An 18,714-nucleotide genomic window follows, 5' to 3' on the forward strand; every position below is an offset into this window, starting at 1 on the left:
TCATCCCGGCGAAAGCCGGGATGACAGTTGTTCTCAGACAGCGCCCGCGAGCCGCTTCAACGCCTCGTTGAACTTCGCCATCGCGGCTTGCGCGTCGGCCTTGCGTTCGCGCTGCTCCTCGACGACCTGTTCCGGCGCGCCCGCCAAAAACTTGGCATTGCCGAGTTTCGCGTCGATCTTCTTCACCTCGTCCTCAAGCTTGCCGAGTTCCTTGCGGAGACGCGCGGTTTCGGCGGCGACGTCGATGAGGCTGGCGAGCGGCAGGATCAGCGTTGCCTCGTCCAGCACGAGTTGCAGCGCGCCTTCGGGAACGGATGTCGTCGTCACGGCACTTTCGAGGCGCGCGAGGCGCATGATGAGATCGCGGTGGCGCTCGAAGCGGGCGAGGCTTTCGGCGCTCGCATCCTTGATGAGGAGCGCGATCTTCGCGCCGGCCGGCACATTCATCTCGGCACGGACGGAACGGATTTCGGTGATGAAGCGGATCACCCAGTCCATCTCCCTGTCGGCCGCGGCATCGCCGAGGCCTGTGTGAAGCGGCCATGCCGCCTTGACGAGCAGCGTCTCGCGCTTCGGACCAACCTCGCCCGTGCGCTGCCAGAGCTCTTCGGTGACGAAGGGCATGAAGGGATGGAGCATCAGCAATATCTGGTCGAGCACCCAGGCGGCGGTGGCGCGAGTTTCGGCTTTCGCTTCCTCATTGTCGCCCATCAGCAGCGGCTTGATGAATTCGAGATACCAGTCGCAGAAGACGTTCCAGACGAACTTGTAGGCTGCGTTCGCCGCGTCGTTGAAGCGGTAGGCTTCGATGGCTTCGGTGATTTCGGCGGCGGTGCGCGCGACCTCGCCGACGATCCACTTGTTGACCGTCTGGTTGAGTTTCGCGGGGTCGAAACCCTCGACGCGGGCGCATTCGTTCATCTCGCAGAAGCGCGCGGCGTTCCAGAGCTTGGTGCCGAAATTGCGGTAGCCTTCGACACGGGAGGTCGCGAGCTTGATGTCGCGGCCCTGCGCGGCCATCGCGGCCAGCGTGAAGCGCAGCGCGTCGGCGCCGTACTCGTCGATGAGTTTCAGCGGGTCGATGACGTTGCCCTTCGTCTTCGACATCTTCTGGCCCTTCTCGTCGCGGACCAGCGCATGGATATAGACGGTGTGGAACGGCACTTCCTGCATGAAGTGCAGACCCATCATCATCATGCGGGCGACCCAGAAGAAGATGATGTCGAAGCCGGTGACGAGCACGTCGGTCTTGTAATAGCGCGCGAGTTCCGGCGTCTTGTCCGGCCAGCCGAGCGTCGAGAACGGCCAGAGACCGGAGGAGAACCAGGTGTCGAGGACGTCTTCGTCGCGCGTGAGTTCGACAGATTTGCCGTAGTGCTTCCCGGCTTCGGCGGCGGCCTCTTCATCGCTGTAGGCGACGAAGACGTGACCGTCCGGCCCGTACCACGCCGGAATGCGATGGCCCCACCAGAGCTGGCGCGAGATGCACCAGGGCTGGATGTTGCGCATCCATTCGAAGTAGGTCTTTTCCCAGTTCTTCGGCACGAAGACGGTTTCGCCGCGCTCGACCGCGTCTATGGCGGGCTTCGCCAGCGTCGCCGCGTCGACATACCACTGGTCGGTGAGATAGGGCTCGATGACGACCATCTTGGATTTCTCGTCATGCGGAACCATAACGATCTTGTCCTCGATGCGGTCGAGAAGGCCGAGCGCCTCGATGTCCTCGACAACTTTCTTCCGCGCCTTGAAACGGTCCATGCCGCGATAAGGCTCCGGCACCTCGTCGTTAAGCTTGCCGTCGGGATTGAGAATGTTGATCTGCTCGAGCCCCTGCCGCTTGCCGACCTCGAAGTCGTTGAAGTCATGCGCGGGCGTGATCTTGACGGCACCGGAACCCTGCTCCGGGTCCGCATGTTCGTCGCCGACGATCGGGATGCGGCGGCCGACAAGCGGCAGTTCCACGAACTTGCCGATAAGGGACTTGTAGCGCTCGTCTTCCGGGTTCACGGCGACGCCGGTGTCGCCCAGCATTGTCTCGGGACGCGTGGTGGCGACGACGATGTAATTGCGCGTCTCGCTGCCGGCGGGATTTCCCTCCTCGTCGAAGAGCGGCCACTCATAGGTGACGCCGTCCGCGAGCGGATAGCGGAAATGCCAGAAATGCCCTTTGACCTCGATGTTCTCGACTTCGAGATCGGAGACGGCGGTCTGGAGTTCCGGGTGCCAGTTGACGAGGCGCTTGTCGCGATAGATGAGGCCTTCGCGGTAAAGCTCCACGAAGACCTTCAGTACGGCTTTCGAGAGGCCGTCATCCAGTGTGAAACGCTCGCGGCTCCAGTCGCAGGACGCGCCGAGGCGGCGAAGCTGGCCGATGATGGTGCCGCCGCTCTCGCCCTTCCACTTCCAGACGCGCTCGATGAAGGCGTCGCGGCCCATGTCGCGGCGGCGGACATTGCCCTCGCCTTCAAGCTGACGCTCGACGATCATCTGCGTCGCGATGCCGGCATGGTCGAGGCCCGGCTGCCAGAGCACGTCCTTGCCGCGCATCCGCTCGAAGCGGATCAGCACGTCCTGCAGCGTGTTGTTGAGCGCATGGCCCATATGGAGGCTGCCGGTGACGTTGGGCGGCGGGATGACGATGCAATAGGGCTTGGCGCCCGCCTCTACCCGCGCGGGGTCGCCGGCCTGGAAAGCGCCGCTTTCCTCCCAGAGCTTGTAAAGCCGGGCTTCGGCGTCCTGCGGGTCGAAGGTCTTGTCGAGCATGAGATTTATCCGTGGAAAAGCGCGCAAAAAAGGGCGGCGCTGCGCCTGTGTTACACAGGCCGCGCCACCCTATCAAGCATTGGAGACGATGAAGCGAGAGGGGGCGTCAGCCTTTACGCCGCGCTACCCGCTCGATTTCCTCGGCGACCAGCCGCTCGACCAGCGAGGGCAGGTTTTCGTCGAGCCATTCCTTGAGCATCGGGCGAAGCAGGTCGCCGACAAGCTCGTCCAGCGTGCGTGAGCCGCCCGACGAGGTCATGAGAGAGCTCGCCAGCGCGCCGAAGGCGGCCGATGCCGCGGATTCGGTGTCGCTCGACAGCAGCGGGGAAGCTTTGCTCGGGGCCGAATCGGCACTCATGACAGGCTCCTCAAAGGCGGTTTCGGGTTCTTCTTCCACGACCGGGGCGGGGTGCGGGGCGATACCCGTGGCAACCGCCGGCGCGGGCGCCGGTTCCGGCTCGTAGACGGGCGCGGGCTCGGGAAGCGGCTCATAGGCCGGTTCGGCCTCCGCGACCGGCTCGGGCTCGGGCTCCGGCTCGGCGAACTGGATGTCGTCCTCGTCGAAATCGGATGCAGGCATGGCCGCGGCGGGCGCCGGCTGCGGTGCCGGTTCCTCGGGCAGGGCCTCGGTGAGTTCCAGAATGTCGTCCTCGACGGGTTCCGGCTCGGGCTCGGGTTCGAATGCGGGTTCAGGCGCAGGCGGCGGCGCGGCCGCTTCGGACGCAGGCGCGGCCTCATCGGTCCCGCTGTCCTCCGAAATGATCCGCCGGATGGAGGCGAGAATCTCCTCCATCGTCGGTTCCTGTGCCTGGCCTTGATTGCTCATCCGTCGTACCGCCCACCTTCGAGTCCAGCGCACCCCCGCGCTGCCAGAGCCCTATAAATAACAAGAGAACCTTAGGAGAAGTTGAACGAATTTGCCAACTTCCCCTTAATTTCTCTCGCGCCGGATGAGGCTATTCGTCGCCAGCGGTGCCGAAACCGATCCACTTGTTGCGGACCTCGCCATAATTCACCGTCGGATCGTAATACGCGACGGGCAATTCGAGATCGCGCGCCGTGAGCTGGCCCATCGCGGCAAGGAGGCCGTATTCGGCAACCGCGAGATCCCTTTCGGCGCTGACCAGCGCCACGCGGGCATTCAGCAGCTCCTGCTCGGCGTCGAGTACGTCGAGCGTGGTGCGGGCACCGACCTCGGATTCCTGCCGCACGCCTTCAAGGGCGATGTTGCTGGCGTTCACCTGTTCGGTGGTGGAGGTGATGCTGGCGCGGCTCGCCCGGAGCTGTTCCCAGGCATTCCGCACCGCCTCGTCCACCTCGCGCTGCACGGCATAAATCTGGAGCCGGCTGCGGTTGTTGAGTTCCTTCGCCTCGCGCACCTGCGAATATTCGGCGCCGCTCTGGTAGAGCGGAATCGTGAGCACGCCGAGCAGCGAGCTTTCCTCGACATCGCGGATGGTGGTCGACGGGTCGCGGCCGTATTGGTACTGGGCCTGCACGTCGAAGGTCGGCAGCAGCGCGCCCTTCGCGACGCTGATCGCCTCCCGGCTCGCTTCTTCCGCGTAACGCGCCGACATCAGCGCCGGATTGTTCTGCTCGGCGAAGGCGCGGGCCTCGTCCTCGGTCGCGGGAAGCCCTTCGAGACGAACGGCCTTTTCGAGCGTGCCCGGCATCTGGCCGACGACACGCTGATAGAAGGCGCGGCTCGCGGTGAGCTGCGCTTCGGCGGCAATGAGATTGGAGCGGGCCAGGCTGAGGCGGGCTTCCGACTGCGCGGTGTCGGTGCGGGTCAACTCGCCGACGCGGAACCGGTCCGTCGTCGCATCGAGCTGACGCTTCAGCACTTCGACGTTGTTGCGATTGAGCTCAACCACGCCTTCGTCGCGGATGACGTTCATATAGGCCTGCACGGCGTTGAGAAGCGTCGACTGCTCGACGCTCAGCAGCGACTGGCGGCCGGACTGCACGGAGGCTTCGGCCTGATCGGTCGCGTTGACGGTGCGGCCGCCGGCAAAGAGGTTCTGGCTGAGCGTGACCGCGCCGGAAAGAGGACGGAGATCGTCGCGCGAGCTGATGCCGCTGTTGAGCGTCGTATCGGTGCTGGTGACACCGTAGGAGCCCTGCGCCTGCAGATTGGGCCGCCAGCCGGACAGCGCCCGCGGCACCTGTTCGTCCGTCGCCCGCAACTGCGCGCGTTGCGCCTGGAGGGTCGGGTTGGTTTCATAGGCCGCGGACAGGGCCTCGATGAGGCTTTCCGCGGAAGCGGGAGCTGCGGCAAGAAAGCCCGTTGTGAGGGCGGTCGTGCCGAGTGCGAACGAGATCGCTCGGGTCAGGGACGTTTTTTCGGGTCGCTTCATTTATCGTTGCTCTCGTAAAGAGGCGGCTTCGTCCCTCAACGCTTCCGCTGTGAACCAGTCTTCGGCAGGCTAAAGGTAGGAAGAGAGAATTACTATTGCCAGAGGGCCGAAGAATTGTCTGGAATAGATGCAAAGTGCCATCACTTCTCAGAAAACAAAGCTCTCCATCGGCTCGAAGCCCGGCAGGAAGCGGATATTGGCGTCGAAGGCGTCGCGGCCGCTGACCGCCTCGCCGGAGCGCATGTAAAGCCGCGCGCGGCCGGAGGTACCGTCGCCCACCACGGCGACGAGGCGGCCATTGTCGCGAAGCTGATTCTGCAATGCTTCCGGAACCGAACCGATCATGCCGTTGACGAAGATCACGTCATAGGGCGCCTGCTTGGCGCAGCCTTCGTTGAGCGGGCCGCACAGAACGACGGCATTGTCGACGCCGAGATCGGACAGCGACGCGCCCGCGCGCGCCGCGAGATCTTCGTCGCATTCGAGCCCGACCACGGTGCCGGCGATACGCGCGAGCACGGCCGTCGAATAGCCGGTGCCGCAGCCGACATCGAGGACGAGGTCCTCGGGCCCGATTTCGGCAAGCTGCGCCAGCTTCGCGAAGACGCGCGGCTCCATCAGGAAGCGCGGCGGGTTGCCGTCGGCAATGCGGATGTCCTCGTCCATATAGGCGATGCCCTGACGCGACGACGGCACGAAGCGCTCGCGCGGCACCGCCGAGATGGCGTCGATCACGCGCCGGTCCGTCACCGCGTTGATGCGCACCTGGCTTTCGACCATGTTGAGACGGGCGGCGGCAAAATCGGTCATGAGCTGTCCTAAGGGGCTGTCCCGGGGATGATGTGCGAGGGGGAAGGTTCCCGGCGCGTTTATACTGGCCCGGCGGCCTAAACTCAATTCACCGGTTGATGAAAGCGCTGTCACACGGGCCGTTAACGGCCCGGAAATCCGGCGGCCTTAATGATCGTTGTACCCGGACGGCGGAATTGCTATACCCCGCCCGCCCTACCCGGCTCGTGCCGGAAGGGAAACGGCCACGTGGCGGAGTGGTTACGCAGCGGACTGCAAATCCGTGCACCCCGGTTCGATTCCGGGCGTGGCCTCCAAACATTCCCGATTTGCGCGTCAGTGCGTCCAGCGTCCGCTGGACGCCCAGGCGCCGAAACCGTCGGGCGCCCCTCCCGCGCGCGGCAGGGCGAACGGGCGCCGCGCGGCGCCCTGTCCCTCCGCCGCCAGCAGCGCCCCCCAGAGCATCCCCAGCAGCAGATAGAAGTGACGCCAGTTGTCGATGTCGATAATGGTGGCCTCGGCGATATGGCCGATGAAGGCCGCATAGACGACGATCAGGAGCCCCTGCGACGGCGTCTCGACCGCGATCGCGCGCCAGCCCCGCACCGCCGTCACCAGCAGGAGGGCGATGAAGGAGAGCCCCGACAGGAAGCCGCCCGCGACGAGGATATGCAGATAGACGTTATGCGTGTCGAGATTGTTGATCATGGCCCATTGCGCCGGACCGATGCCGAGCGGCTTGTCGAGCGCCATCTGGAACGCGCGGGCCTGGCTTTCGAAGCGGCCTTGCTGCGGATCGATATCGTAATCCTGCGTCAGCGACGCGCGCTCGGTGAAGAGTGCCGAGACCTTGGGGCTCGACAGCGCCACGCCGACGACCGCCACCAGCAGGAGAGCCGCCAGCGCGCCGAAGCCGATCAGGCGCAACGTCTGCCGTGACGAGCGCGAAGTGGCGAGCGTCAGGCCGAAGAAAAGAATGCCGGAGAGCAGCAGGTTGCCCCACGCGCCGCGCGAGAAGCTGAGCAGAAGCCCGAGCACCAGAAGGCCGAGCGGCGCCGCCATCCAGAGCGCGCGGAACGAGCGGGCCTGGCTCAACTGCAGCCCGAGAAAGAGAATGGGCGCGACCAGGAAGGGACCGAACACGTTCGGATCGTTGAAAGTGCCGGTGGCGCGGCCGAAGGTGAGGAAGGCCTCCGAACCGGGCAGCACACCGAAATAGGCGCCGACACCGAGAGCCGCCACCACCGAGGCCGCGATCGTATAGGCCCAGAAGAGCTGTCCGAGCCGCCGCGCCGGATCGGCATAGACGAAGGAAGCGAAAAAGAGAAAGGTGCCGACGAGGTAGACCGTCACCGTCAGCGACGGCTTGACCTTGTCGAGATAGAACGCGTCCATGGCGCCGATGCCGTAGCCGATGACGACGAGGCCCCAGAGCGCGGCCGGCCAGCCGAGCCCGCGCGGCAACCTCAACCCGAAGAGAAAGAGAAGGCCGACGGTGGCGACCATCAGCATGTCGTAGGGCGTGGGCTGGTCCTGCCCCTGCTCCGACTTCACATAGAAACTGGTCAGCAGAACGAGAAAGACGAGCCCCTCGCCGAGACGCGAGGCGGCGGAGCGGTGCGACGCACCCCGCGAGGCCGAGGCACCGCTGTCGATCTGCCAGCCGTCCACGCTATTGCCCCGCACCCGTCAGGCCGGGCGTGGCCCGAGGCACCGGGGGATGACCCGAACGGGCTACAAGACGCGCCTTCCTCGTCTCGATGAGCCGGTCGTAGAAACCGTTCACCCCCTCGACCATCAGTCGCGCCGAGAAATGCGCCATGACGCGCGTCCGCAGGCGGACGGCGGAAACGGCCGTCCGCTCGGGATCGGCAAGGGCGGCCGTCATCGCGGCGGCAAGCGCCGCGGCATCCTGCGGCGGGATGAGAGATGTCGCGTCGGGCCCGAAGATTTCCGCCATGCCGCCGACACGCGTTGCGATGAGCGGCAGCCCTGCGGCGGCGGCTTCGAGCGCGACGTAAGGCAGCGACTCGTTCCATGACGGCATCACGACGACGCGGCCGAGCCGGAACGCATCGCGCGCGGGCATCGCGCCCGTGAATTCGAACCTGACGGCCGGACCGGCGGCCTTCGCCATAGCCTCGAAACGGGCCCGGTCGGGACCGGCGCCGACGACGCGGATGCGGACCGGACGCGGCAGCATCGACGCGGCCTCGATGAGCGTCGAAACGCCCTTCAGCATCCGCAGTTCACCGATGAAGAGGAAATCCGCGGCGGCGTCGCCATGCGGAACCGGCAGGAATTCTTCTTCCGTCAATCCGTTGTGAATGACGGCGGTGGGCGCCCCTGGACGGCCAACCTTAGCCAGATAGGCGGCGCGGCTGAATTCCGATTCGAAGATGAGACCGTCGGTCCAGCGCCGCATCAGGCGTTCGGCGGCGAGATAGGCGAAGCCCTGCGGACTCGACGCCTTGTAGTGCAGCGAACCGCCATGCGGCGTGTAGACGCGGACGGCGCGGTCCCCGCGCGGCGCGAAACGGGCGAGCAAGCCGCCCTTGGCGCCATGGCCGTGAACGATGTCGGGCTTCAGCCAGTCGGTCAGTGCCGCGACTTCGCGGATATTGGCGGCATCGCCCACACCCGGCAGCCGCGACATCGGTATGACATGAAGGCCGAGGCCGCATTTCGGCGCGAGTTCGGCAAGCCGCTTCGCGGAAACGCCGTCATCCGGCGGCTCGGCGCAAACGACACCCGCCGCGATGCCCGCCGCCTGCTGGCCCGCGACGAGATCGCGAACATGACGGAAGAGGCCGCCCATCGGCAGCCGCATGACATGGAGCACCTTGCGCGCCGCGGGATGACCGCCGCTATCCGGAGAGGATGGCATCAGAAGTACCGCTCCTTGATGAGGATGGTATCGCCCGGCATGACCGGCGCATTGCTGTCGACGCCGAGTTCGACGATCCGGTCGCCGCGATTGCGCGTGATCTTCACGCGGTCGGCATCCGCGCGATAGGTGAAGCCGCCGGCGATGGCCGCCGCGCTCTGCACCGTCATGCCGCTCACGAAGGGATATTGTCCGGCGCGCTGAACCTCGCCGAGAATGAAAAACGGGCGGAACTGCGTCACCTGGACGCTGACATTCGGATTGCGCAGCAGCTTCTGACCGAGCTCGGCGGCGACGGCCTGCTCGAACTCGTCCGTCGTCAGCCCGCGCGCAACGAGAGGCGGCAGCAACGGCATCGAGATCGCGCCGGTACCGTCCACCGTGAATTCACCGCTGAGGTCGCCCTGTCCGAATACGACGATGCGGAGCTGGTCGCCCGTATCGAGGCGATAGACTTCGCTTTCCGGGACGACCGGGCGCTCCGCGATCAGGCCGCGCTGCGCGCAGCCGGCGGCAAAGGCGCAAATGACCATCAAGACGAGTGCGAGACGGGCGTTCATTCGACTGACTCTCTTACCGGGATTTCCGGAACAGAGGCTAACGCCGGAAGGGTTAATATTTCGGCAACTTCAACGATGAGCTCTCGCTCACGCACAGCGAAAACCACGGCTATTCCCGGCGCCCGGCCCCCGGAGACCGGACCGCGTTAAGTCTTCCGTTACCTAAAAGACGTCTACTGCAGACTGATTTTGGACGTGGTGTCCCCGTGCGCCTCGCGATGTCTGGCGCGGGCAAGGACGGCACCTGCGAGCGGAACGCATGACCGATACTCCTATCAATCCCATGGTCTCCTTCGGCGACCGGCGCAGGCCGGCACAGGACGAGAATGCCATTGGCGACATTTCGCCCTGGGAAGTTCTGCGCGGCATCTGGGCGCGCAAGGAAATCATCGCCTGCACATTCGCGGGTTTCATGGCCGTGGCCGTCATCTGGCTGATGACCGTGGTGCCGACCTATACGGTCGAGACGCGCATCATGCTGTCGCCACGCGCCGGCGAGATATCGACCTTCGACGCCGAAAACACACCTTCGCTGCCCGACACCGAAACGCTGCAAAGCGAGATCCAGGTGCTGACGTCGCGCCCGCTGGTGGCGCGGCTCATCACCGATCTGGGGCTCGCCGCCAATCCCGAATTCAACCCCGCGCTGCACGCGCCGGGCTTTTTTGGCCGTATCGCCGTCGCCTTCGGCATCCGCGACCGGCAGCCGCCGACCGACATCGAGGAAATCACCGATGTCGTCCTGTCGCGGCTCGAGGTCTACCAGAAGACGAGTTCGCGCGTGATCGCGATCGTCTTCACCTCCCCCGATCCCCGCATGGCAGCCATCGTGCCGAACCGCCTGGCGGAACTTTATATCGCACAGCAGATCGAGCAGAGGGCGGGCGTCAACAGCGACGCGACCAAGTGGCTCGCCGAACAGATCACCGAGCTGCGGGCGAAAGTGCAGGAGTCTGAAGCCGCGGTCGAAGCGTTCCGCACCAGGTCCGGCCTCTTCCTCACCAATGGCTCGACGCTGCCGCAGCAGCAGCTGACCGATCTCAACAGCCAGCTTTCGGTCGCGGAAGCCGACCGGGCCGCCGCGCAGGCGAAGCTCGGCAACGCACGCGAACTGCTCGCTTCCGGCAATGCCGTCAACTCGGCCGCCGAAGTGCTGCAGTCGCCGCTGATCCAGAACCTCCGCCAGCAGGAAGTCGCGCTGCGGGCGCAGATCGCACAGATGTCGGAAGCGCTTCTGCCGACGCATCCAAAGATGCAGGAAGCGCAGGCGAACCTCGCAGATCTCGGCTTCCAGATCGAAAAGGAAGTGCGCAAGATCATCGACGCGCTCGAAAACGAGGCCCGCGTGGCCGGAGCGCGCGTGAATTCGCTGCGCGCCAGCCTCACCCGTCTGCAACGCCGCATGGGCGAACTCAACCAGGATGAAGTGAAGCTGCGGGCGCTGCAGCGCGATGCGGACACGAACCGTGCTCTTCTTGAATCCTTCCTCCGCCGCTACCAGGAAGCGAATGCGCGTTCGGAAGCGGACGGTCAGGCGGCGAATGCACGCATCGTCTCGCGCGCACAGCAGCCGAGCGAGCCGACATTTCCGCGCATGAAATCCGCACTGATGCTGGCGGCGATTGCCGGGCTCATCTTCTCTTTCCTCGTCGCCTTCATGATCGAGGTCTTCTCGCGCGGCTTCCGCGCCGGAGATCAGGTCGAGCGCGCCACCGGAATGCCGTTCCTCGGCCTCGTGCCCGAACTCGAAACGCAGAAAGGCACGGCCTACCCCGCGCTCGACATCGTGCGCGACCCGGCCGGGCTTTACGCGGAAGCGATCCGCGCATTGCAGGGCAATGTGCTGCTCGCCCGCGTCGGCGACCGCCGCGCGCGCACCGTACTCGTCACTTCCGCCATCGCAGGCGAAGGCAAGACCTCGACGGCGGCAAGCCTCGCCCGCGTCTTCGCCATGGGCGGCTACCGCACCATCATCATCGACGCCGACCTGCGCGATCCCTCGCTCCATGAGGCGCTCGGGGCACGGCGCCTGCCGGGCCTTTCGGACCTGCTGGTCGGACGCGCCGCCTTCCAGCATGTGATCCGTCAGGACAATGCAAGCTACGCCCATGTTATCCAGGCCGGAACGCCGGTACCCAATCCGACGGCCGCGCTCGCGTCTTCGCAAATGCTCTGGGTACTGAATGCGCTTCAGCAGACCTACGACTACGTCATCATCGATTCACCCGCCGCCATGGCCGCTGCCGACGCGCAGGTGCTGGCGAAGATCGCGGATGTGACCGTGCTCGTGGTGAAATGGTCGGGAACCAACCGCCGCATCGTGGCGCGCGCACTGAAGCTGCTCTCGGCGGCAAGCAGCCGCCGTGTCGGCATCCTGCTGACGCGGGTAAACCTCAAGCGTTACCGCCGTTACGGCGTCGAGGGGCTCAACGAATATCCGCCCCACACGGCCCGGCCCGCCATTGCGGCGCGATAGGCCGGCGGATCAACCCGCCGCCGGCGCGGCCTTGCGGCCGAAAAAGATCGCCAACGCCTTCCGCCGGTCGCCGACGAGCCGCTTCACCGCATCGTAAGCCGGACGAAGAATATCGTAAGCGGCGACCTTCACATCCTCCCAGGTCTCGTGCGTACCGGCATCCTGCTGCGGCCAGCCGAACTTCCTCAGAACCGCATTGACATAGGAGAGCTTCACGAGGCGCTCCGTTTCTTCCGTGTGCCATGTGATCGAGAAGGAAATCGACACGGCATCGCCGTTCTGCACCCAGTGCGGATCGAAGATCGGCACGAAGATGCCTTCGCCCGGCGATATGTGCTGATGCGTCGCCTTTGCCTCGAAGCCGTCCTCGTAAGGCAGGTTGCGATGCTTGCCGGGAAAGAGCTCGGTGTTTTCCGCGCTGACGACGTCGCGGTCGCGATGATCGAAGAGCGACATGCGTTTGGAACCGCGCACCTGAAGCAGGAAGTTCAGTTCCGGGTCCGAATGATAAGGCGTCACATTGCCCGGCGACGTGACGAAGATGAAGGCCTGCCGCTGCCGCGCGCCGCCCATCAGGCCGCCGGTCTGCTCCGCGACCTGATCGAGACAGGCATCGAGAAGCGCCTTGTATTCCGGATCGGACTCGACGTTCTTGAGAACCATCCATGATTTCGATTGCTCGATACGGCGAACCGTTTCCTCGGGCGTGAGACCGTTCGACGGCGTAAGACCCGGATCCTGGTTCGGCGCGACGGGCCCGTTGAATTCGACCCGGTCGGCCGGCAGCGAGCCGGCGAGACGGGCGAGCCGGTCGAGCGCGAAAAGCGGATGGTCGGCGAGACGATGCGCGACGCGGAATGTCTTCAGCGGCATCGGCTCCGTAACGGTGCCTCGTTCGATCTCAATGAGCGTCGTCATGATCCATCTCCTTTCGGACCCTTGCATAGAGAACCCGCAGCTTCGAGCGCGCCGCGTCGGCGAGGCGCATGATGGCAGCGGCATAGGAAACGCATTGCGCGCTGAACGGGCCGCCCGACGAGACGAGCACGCTGCGCATGGCGCGGCGCTGCGCCCAAATGTGGTCGATCATCGGATGATTGGGGATGGCGCAGGAATCGACCCACGCCGTGCGCCCGTCGCCAAGGAAGGCACCGATGGCCTTCATCATCAAAAGCGCGCCAGGTGAATATTTCGAATAGCTTTCGTCGAATGCGATCTTGAATGTGTAGACGCCCGCGCCGGCCCTGAAACTCGCGAGCATCGCCAGCGGCTTTCCGTCGAGCGTCAGCTCGGAGCAATGAAGCTTGCCCTCCCTTGCGGCGCCGGCACAGATATTCTCGAAATAGGCGCGCTCGTTCGGCCGCACGTTCATGGCGGTGCCGCGTTTTCCCTTCCAGCCGCGCGCCTCCAGCCGAAGGAACTTGCGGACCCAGCCGTTCACATCCGCGCCGCCGTCATGCGTCTCGAACCTGAGATCGCCAGTTTCGGCAAGACGATTCCAGAGCCGGTTGTATTCCTTGCGCTTCTTCTTGCGCATATGGGCGGCGAGATAGGCGTTCTCGTCGAGATCGGACTGGAGGAAGGCGCGCTCATGGCGGTCCGTCTCGCGGCACACGCGGTGCTGCTGCTCGACGACCTCCTGAAGCGCCCTGGCGAATGCGCCTTCGGCCTCGAAATTCGGGAACTGGACGAGCGCCGCGCCGGACCTGTCTGCGAGCGCGAGAAAGCGGCGCACCGCGAGCTGCTCGTAGCCCGCGCGAAGAAGCGGTGTCGAGATATAGCTGTGAATATGCTCCCATACCCGCCAGACCGGCATGGGCAGGCCGTAAAAGCCGCGCGATACCCGGTAGGGAACGAGGCCGATGAGCACGCGCGAGCCGCCGGCGGCGGGATCGCTCCACAGAAGCGCGACACGGACCGAAGCGCCGCCCGCCAGGTTTTCCATTGCCGCCGCAAGCGTCACGCTTTCGAACTGGGTGTTCGTATCGGTGGAGGCAGCCGCCAGTGCATCGATCTGCTCGCGATAGGGCGCCAGCGCATCGGCGCTTTCAAGCACAACGACGTCCGCGCTGGGCGGGCGGCCATAGAGATAACGTGCCGCGTGGCTCAATGTCTCGACCGAAAGTTCAGTCTCCTCCGTGCCCGCGGCAACTCGCGGAAAGCGGGGTATGAACGAATGGTGGTGAAGACCGGTCATGAAGTTCCTTTCACGCGGCAGCAAGCGACGGGCGCGGCGCGCCGGCGAAAACGAAGGCGGTGATGCCGAGACGGCGGCGCACGATGACCGCGAGCCAGGCGGTCGAACCGACGATGGAGATGGCGGTGGCCGCCGCCGCCCCCATGAGCCCGAAAGCGGGCACGAGCGCGACGTTGAGAAGGACATTGCCGACGGCAGCGGCGCCGTAGGTCCACGCGACCGCGTTCTGGTTGCCCGTCATGTTGAGGAGATATTCGGTCGGCCCCGTGGAGGCGCGCGCAAGGAAGCCGAGCATCAACAGCCAGAGCAGCGGATAGCCCGCGTCGAAACCGTCGCCGAAAAGATTGAGCGCGAACTGGCCGATCAGGAGCAGGAAGACGCCTGCCGCGAGCGTCGGCCAGAATATCCACTGGATGACGCCGTGCATGAAGGTCTGGAGCTCGCCGCGCTTGCCCGCGCCGTGGAGCTCGGCGAATTTCGGTACCGCGAGCGCGGAAAGCGAGAAGCAGATGAAAGCCATAAGGTTCGCGATGCGCGTGGCCGCGAAATAGACGCCGATCTTGTCCGGGTCGACGAAATAACCGAGCAGCACGATGTCGGTGTTGACGAGAACGAGGAAGAGCCCCTCGACCAGCACCAGCGGCGCCGAAAGGACGATCCAGTGGCGGAGGTGAAAGACGGGCCGCGCGGCCGGCACGGCGCGCGCCACGCGCCGAGACAGGAACAGGCGCTGTGCGAGCATGGTGAGCAGCGTCGCGGCGAGCGCGCCGATGGTGACCTGCAGGCCGGTTGCTCCGCCGGTGAAAAACACGATGCCGCCCGCAACGACGACAATGGCAAGCGGGCGAACGATGTAGGACGGGATATAGGCGAGGTTGACCCAGCCGAAAGCACGCGCCGCGCCTTCCTGCCAGTCGGTCAATGCGAAGGCGGGAACGCAGATGAGCGCCACGACGAGCGGCAGGAAATAATAGCTCTCGACGTGATCGCGCAGGAGCCAGAGCAGCGCCACGCCGATGAGCGCGGTGGCGATGCCGAGCGCCAGCACGACGAGCGTCGAGGCGCGCAACACGCCGGCTAGCCGCCGCCAGCGTTCCTTGGTCCGGTATTCCGGCACGAAGCGCAGCACCGAGGTGCCGAAGCCCATCGGCACGACGATGCCGAGGATCACGACCCAGACCCAGACATAGGCGAAGATCCCGTATTCGAAGGCGCCCATCCAGCGCGCGAGCAGAACCTGGCTGAGGAGCGCAATGGCGGCGCCCGCCACGCGGATGCCCATGACGAACGCGGCGCCACGCACCACGCCCGCGAGATGAGCATCTCCGAGCCGTGACGAGATCGCCTCGCCGATCCGCCTCAGCGGTCGCGGCAGCGTGTCAGGTTTCATAGCAAGCGCCCTCAGGCCCGGAAGGTACGCGCGACGGAAAGACCACCCATTGCCGCGCGCAGCCGGGTAAACCAGTGCCAAAGTACCGGGGTCTGCTTGATGAATCGTTTAGCCTGGAGACCGGCGATCCGGGGCCCGAGCTCGATCCAGCCGATGAGGGTGTTGGGCTCGACCAGGTCGAAAAGCGTGATTTCAACCTCGCACCACTGCTCCTTGTAGGCTTCGTCGCCGATCGTGAAGTCGAATTCGGTGTGGCCGGCGCCCGCCGCGTGCGCCATCAGTTCCATGAGCTGCGCCATGCCGGGCCCGAAGCGCGAGGCCTCGCCGCCTTCATCGTAGCTCGCGAGCACATAGCAGTAGCGGCCGCGGAAGCTGACACCCCAATTGGCGGCCGCGATCATGTCGCCGATTGTCAGATGGCCGACATGGATGAGGCCACGCGCCTCCGGATTGACTGCCAGATCGCGGTAGAAGTCGCGGTAGCCGGGACGGTCGAAGAGGTTCGCGACGCCCATCCGCGCAAAGCTGACCGACTTCTGCGCCATCAGCACGTCGAGAGTGCGGAGCTTCTCCTCGTCTGTTTCCAGCGTGACGAAGGAAACATTGCCGAACTCTTCGAGCTTCCGGCGCTTCTGTTTGTCGCGCTTCTTGCTGCCCGACGACCGCTTTCCGGCATAGTAGGACGCCCAGTCGCCGTTGAGCTTTGTCATATGAGCCGAGGAGGCGTGGCGGCGAAGGCCGTTCAGCACCATGAAAGGATTGGCCTGCTCCCCGATCCGCTCCGGCATGCGGCTCAGCGTCACCATGTGATGGGTCGGCAGAATCTCGCGGATATCCGCCCAGAGCGCGGGAAATTGCGCCGGCGAGACGTGGCGGGAGAAAGCCCGGGAAAGAAGCGGTGCCTGATAATCGCAGAGATCGCCGCCGAGCCAGACCAGCTTGGCGCAGAGAAGGCCGGGTTCGAGCCCGAGCGGCATGATGAAAAGCGCACCGCCCTCACTGTCCCATCCGACGACAATCGCCGGCTTCACGCCCTGCTTCGTCCCAATATGGCGCTGCCAGGCGGATACCCATGCGAAGGTCTGGAACGGTGTGCAATCGCCGGACTGCTCCAGCGCCTGCCAGACTGCCTTCAGGGGCTCGATGTCATCGTGGATGGAGACCAGCACCTCCGGCTTCGGCGCCTTGGCGCGGTTGAAAAGCGCGGTGTCTTGCGCTTTTTCAGCCAGATCCGACGCCGGAAAGCCGGCAAAATCCTGGAACTTGCTCGTCAGGTGGTTCACGGTAGATGTCACGGCGGCCTCGCCTTGCACAGGGGTTCTCGTCTGAGGGCGCGCGACCGACCGGTTCCCGATTCTGGACGCCGCTTCCTCATCTGATCCCTTGGTTGCAAGGTGCGTGCAAACCGCGCCGCGCCAATCCGGGTCGCATCGCATTAACCTTTATCGGCCAAAATCCACGACGATGAACCATGAACCCAGCATTGCCGGCCGGCGCGCGGGCGCCCCGAGACCCTCCCTCATGGGACGGGCGCTGCTTGCCATGCACAAAAGCGGCGCCTACCGCCTCGCGCCGAAATCGCTGGCGGGGGTGGGCGCGATCTTCATGCTGCATCGCGTGCGGCCGGACGATGGGGCCGAATTCGCGCCGAACCGGCTGCTCGAGATCACACCCGGTTTCCTGGAGGAGACGATCGCCACCGTCCGCGAGCAGGGCTACACCTGCATGACGCTCGACGAGGCGGTATCGCGGCTCGCGGCCCGGGATTTTTCGAAACGTTTCGCCGTCTTCACGCTCGACGACGGCTATCGCGACAACCTGACGGAGGCGCTGCCGGTGTTCGAACGGCATGGCGTTCCGTTCACGGTCTACCTGACCACCGGGCTGCCGGATGGACATGCCGAAATCTGGTGGGTGGCGCTGGAGCGCATCCTATCGGCCGCCATTGCCGTCCATGTGAAACTGCCGGATGGCGAGATCGCGATGTTCACCCGCGATGCGGCGGAAAAGGCGCAAGCCTGGAACAGGATTTACTGGGCACTGCGCGCCCTGCCGGAAGAGCTGCTGCGCGCCGAAGTGCGACGCCTCGCGGCGGAACACGGCATCGACATGGCAGCACTGACACGGGAACTGGCGATGAGCTGGGACGAGGTGCGAACGCTTGCGGCCCATCCGCTGGCCAGCATCGAAGCTCACACCGCCGACCATTTCGCGCAGGCAGGGCTGCCGCCCACGGATGCGCGGCGGGATATAGAGCGCGGCGTCGAACGCATGACGGCGGAACTCGGACGCCGCCCGACGCATTTTTCCTATCCTTATGGAGATCACGGATCCGCGGGCGAGCGCGACTTCGAACTCGCGCGGTCGCTCGGCTTCCGCTCGGCGACCACAACCCGCAAGGGCCTGATCCAGCCCGCGCATGCGGACCGGCTCTGGAGCCTGCCGAGACTGTCGCTCAATGGCGAATATCAGGACCGCCGGATGCTGGAGGTGCTGCTGAGCGGCCTGCCCTTCGCGCTGGGACGGCGGCTGCCGTCGCTCGGGATCGACTAGCGCGCCTTGCCTTGCTGGCGGCGCCTTTGCCGGCGGCGGCCCCACCAGACTTCGATACGGCGGCGCATGCGCCTGACGGGATGCAGGTCCACCGAGAGGACCAGCACGCCGAGCGGCAACATCCAGAAGCCGAGAACCGGAAGAAATCCGACGGTGCCGCAGAGAATCAGCACCACGCCGACCACGATCCTGAGAATGGGCGGACCCGGAACATGGATCTTTCTGCCGCCGAAGCGCACTGCCGCCATAGACGATTACTTCTCTGTGGGAATCCGCGGTCCACGCGCATCGGAACCGGAGCGGCAGATAGGCATAAAAGGTGGCAAGAACAAGACATTTGCTCTGGCACGGGCTAAATGTCTTTGCTATATGCAGCGCTTATCGGCACGGGCCCGTGGCCCCGCCGACCTGGTCCTCGGTAGCTCAGTGGTAGAGCAATCGGCTGTTAACCGATCGGTCGCTGGTTCGAATCCGGCCCGGGGAGCCATATCCTTTCTGCGCCAAGGTGCTCTACTGCCCTTCCGCGCGCGATATCCCTCCTTCGCCTTCGCCAAGGTACATGGGCCTCCTCGAAGCGGTCGCGGGTGCACCCTGCGCCGGCGAGGCCGACCTTCCCGTCATTGCGGCATCGCTGCAAATGGAGATCGACGACCTCTTCCCGGTCGCCGAAACGCTTCAGATGCTCCGGTTCGCCGAACTGGTCGGGGGAGACATCCGGCTGCCCCCGGAAGGCAAGCGTTCG

General features: G+C 65.1%; 15 protein-coding genes and 2 tRNA genes. 5 read left to right on the forward strand and 12 right to left on the reverse strand.

Annotated elements, in window-relative coordinates:
- Window positions 1–33: 33 nt before the first annotated feature.
- The 4 genes from Q8S60_RS18210 to Q8S60_RS18225 form a co-directional block, all read right to left on the reverse strand.
- Window positions 34–2,763 (reverse strand): valine--tRNA ligase, encoded by a 2,730-nt coding sequence (locus tag Q8S60_RS18210; protein ID WP_305277923.1) that lies wholly within the window; start codon window positions 2,761–2,763, stop codon window positions 34–36.
- Between the two features lie 106 nt (window positions 2,764–2,869).
- Window positions 2,870–3,589: a DUF2497 domain-containing protein gene (locus Q8S60_RS18215; RefSeq protein WP_305277924.1), complete on the reverse strand. Its 720-nt coding sequence runs from the start codon at window positions 3,587–3,589 to the stop codon at window positions 2,870–2,872.
- 130 nt (window positions 3,590–3,719) lie between these two features.
- Window positions 3,720–5,120, reverse strand: a complete 1,401-nt coding sequence (locus Q8S60_RS18220; protein WP_305277925.1) for a TolC family outer membrane protein — start codon at window positions 5,118–5,120, stop codon at window positions 3,720–3,722.
- A 147-nt stretch (window positions 5,121–5,267) separates the two neighbouring features.
- Window positions 5,268–5,930, reverse strand: a complete 663-nt coding sequence (locus Q8S60_RS18225) for a protein-L-isoaspartate O-methyltransferase (protein ID WP_305277927.1) — start codon at window positions 5,928–5,930, stop codon at window positions 5,268–5,270.
- 222 nt (window positions 5,931–6,152) lie between these two features.
- Between Q8S60_RS18225 and Q8S60_RS18230 the strand changes: the two genes are divergently transcribed.
- Window positions 6,153–6,226 (forward strand) — tRNA-Cys (locus tag Q8S60_RS18230).
- A gap of 19 nt (window positions 6,227–6,245) precedes the next feature.
- On the opposite strand, the gene Q8S60_RS18235 is transcribed toward Q8S60_RS18230, so the two are convergent.
- The 3 genes from Q8S60_RS18235 to Q8S60_RS18245 are packed head-to-tail and all read right to left on the reverse strand — an operon-like array spanning window position 6,246 to window position 9,356.
- Window positions 6,246–7,580, reverse strand: a complete 1,335-nt coding sequence (locus tag Q8S60_RS18235) for an O-antigen ligase (protein WP_305277928.1) — start codon at window positions 7,578–7,580, stop codon at window positions 6,246–6,248.
- A 1-nt stretch (window position 7,581) separates the two neighbouring features.
- Entirely contained in the window at window positions 7,582–8,796 is a 1,215-nt protein-coding gene (locus Q8S60_RS18240) for a glycosyltransferase (RefSeq protein WP_305277929.1), read from the reverse strand.
- Complete coding sequence (locus tag Q8S60_RS18245; protein WP_305277930.1) at window positions 8,796–9,356, reverse strand: polysaccharide biosynthesis/export family protein; 561 nt, start codon at window positions 9,354–9,356, stop codon at window positions 8,796–8,798. Before Q8S60_RS18245 ends, Q8S60_RS18240 begins: the two co-directional genes overlap by 1 nt.
- Window positions 9,357–9,615: 259 nt before the next feature.
- On the opposite strand from Q8S60_RS18245, the gene Q8S60_RS18250 reads away from it, so the two are divergent.
- Window positions 9,616–11,832 (forward strand): polysaccharide biosynthesis tyrosine autokinase, encoded by a 2,217-nt coding sequence (locus tag Q8S60_RS18250; protein WP_305277931.1) that lies wholly within the window; start codon window positions 9,616–9,618, stop codon window positions 11,830–11,832.
- 9 nt (window positions 11,833–11,841) lie between these two features.
- On the opposite strand, the gene Q8S60_RS18255 is transcribed toward Q8S60_RS18250, so the two are convergent.
- From Q8S60_RS18255 to Q8S60_RS18270, 4 genes are read right to left on the reverse strand one after another with little or no spacing between them, the layout of a single operon-like run.
- Window positions 11,842–12,750 (reverse strand): cupin-like domain-containing protein, encoded by a 909-nt coding sequence (locus tag Q8S60_RS18255; RefSeq protein WP_305277932.1) that lies wholly within the window; start codon window positions 12,748–12,750, stop codon window positions 11,842–11,844.
- Window positions 12,734–14,029, reverse strand: a complete 1,296-nt coding sequence (locus Q8S60_RS18260) for a GNAT family N-acetyltransferase (RefSeq protein WP_305277933.1) — start codon at window positions 14,027–14,029, stop codon at window positions 12,734–12,736. The genes Q8S60_RS18255 and Q8S60_RS18260 overlap by 17 nt, the downstream gene beginning before the upstream one ends.
- Before the next feature lie 10 nt (window positions 14,030–14,039).
- On the reverse strand, window positions 14,040–15,419 hold the full coding sequence (locus tag Q8S60_RS18265; protein ID WP_305277934.1) for a polysaccharide biosynthesis C-terminal domain-containing protein: 1,380 nt from the start codon (window positions 15,417–15,419) through the stop codon (window positions 14,040–14,042).
- A gap of 11 nt (window positions 15,420–15,430) precedes the next feature.
- Window positions 15,431–16,714, reverse strand: coding sequence for a GNAT family N-acetyltransferase (locus tag Q8S60_RS18270; RefSeq protein ID WP_305277936.1), 1,284 nt, complete (start codon window positions 16,712–16,714; stop codon window positions 15,431–15,433).
- Window positions 16,715–16,940: 226 nt separating this feature from the next.
- Between Q8S60_RS18270 and Q8S60_RS18275 the strand changes: the two genes are divergently transcribed.
- Window positions 16,941–17,972, forward strand: a complete 1,032-nt coding sequence (locus tag Q8S60_RS18275; RefSeq protein WP_305277937.1) for a polysaccharide deacetylase family protein — start codon at window positions 16,941–16,943, stop codon at window positions 17,970–17,972.
- Here the strand turns inward: Q8S60_RS18275 and Q8S60_RS18280 are convergent.
- Window positions 17,969–18,220 carry a hypothetical protein gene (locus tag Q8S60_RS18280; protein WP_305277938.1) on the reverse strand — a complete coding sequence of 84 codons (252 nt, stop codon included), beginning with the start codon at window positions 18,218–18,220 and terminating at the stop codon, window positions 17,969–17,971. The two genes, Q8S60_RS18275 and Q8S60_RS18280, sit on opposite strands and share 4 nt — an antisense overlap.
- Window positions 18,221–18,384: 164 nt before the next feature.
- Here Q8S60_RS18280 and Q8S60_RS18285 point away from each other — a divergent pair.
- Window positions 18,385–18,459, forward strand: a tRNA-Asn gene (locus Q8S60_RS18285).
- 72 nt (window positions 18,460–18,531) lie between these two features.
- The coding region (locus Q8S60_RS18290) for an AAA-associated domain-containing protein (RefSeq protein WP_371134397.1) at window positions 18,532–18,714 on the forward strand (183 nt) is incomplete at its 3' end.

The sequence above is a fragment of the Parvibaculum sp. genome, from assembly GCF_030694575.1.
Taxonomy (GTDB): Bacteria; Pseudomonadota; Alphaproteobacteria; order Parvibaculales; family Parvibaculaceae; genus Parvibaculum.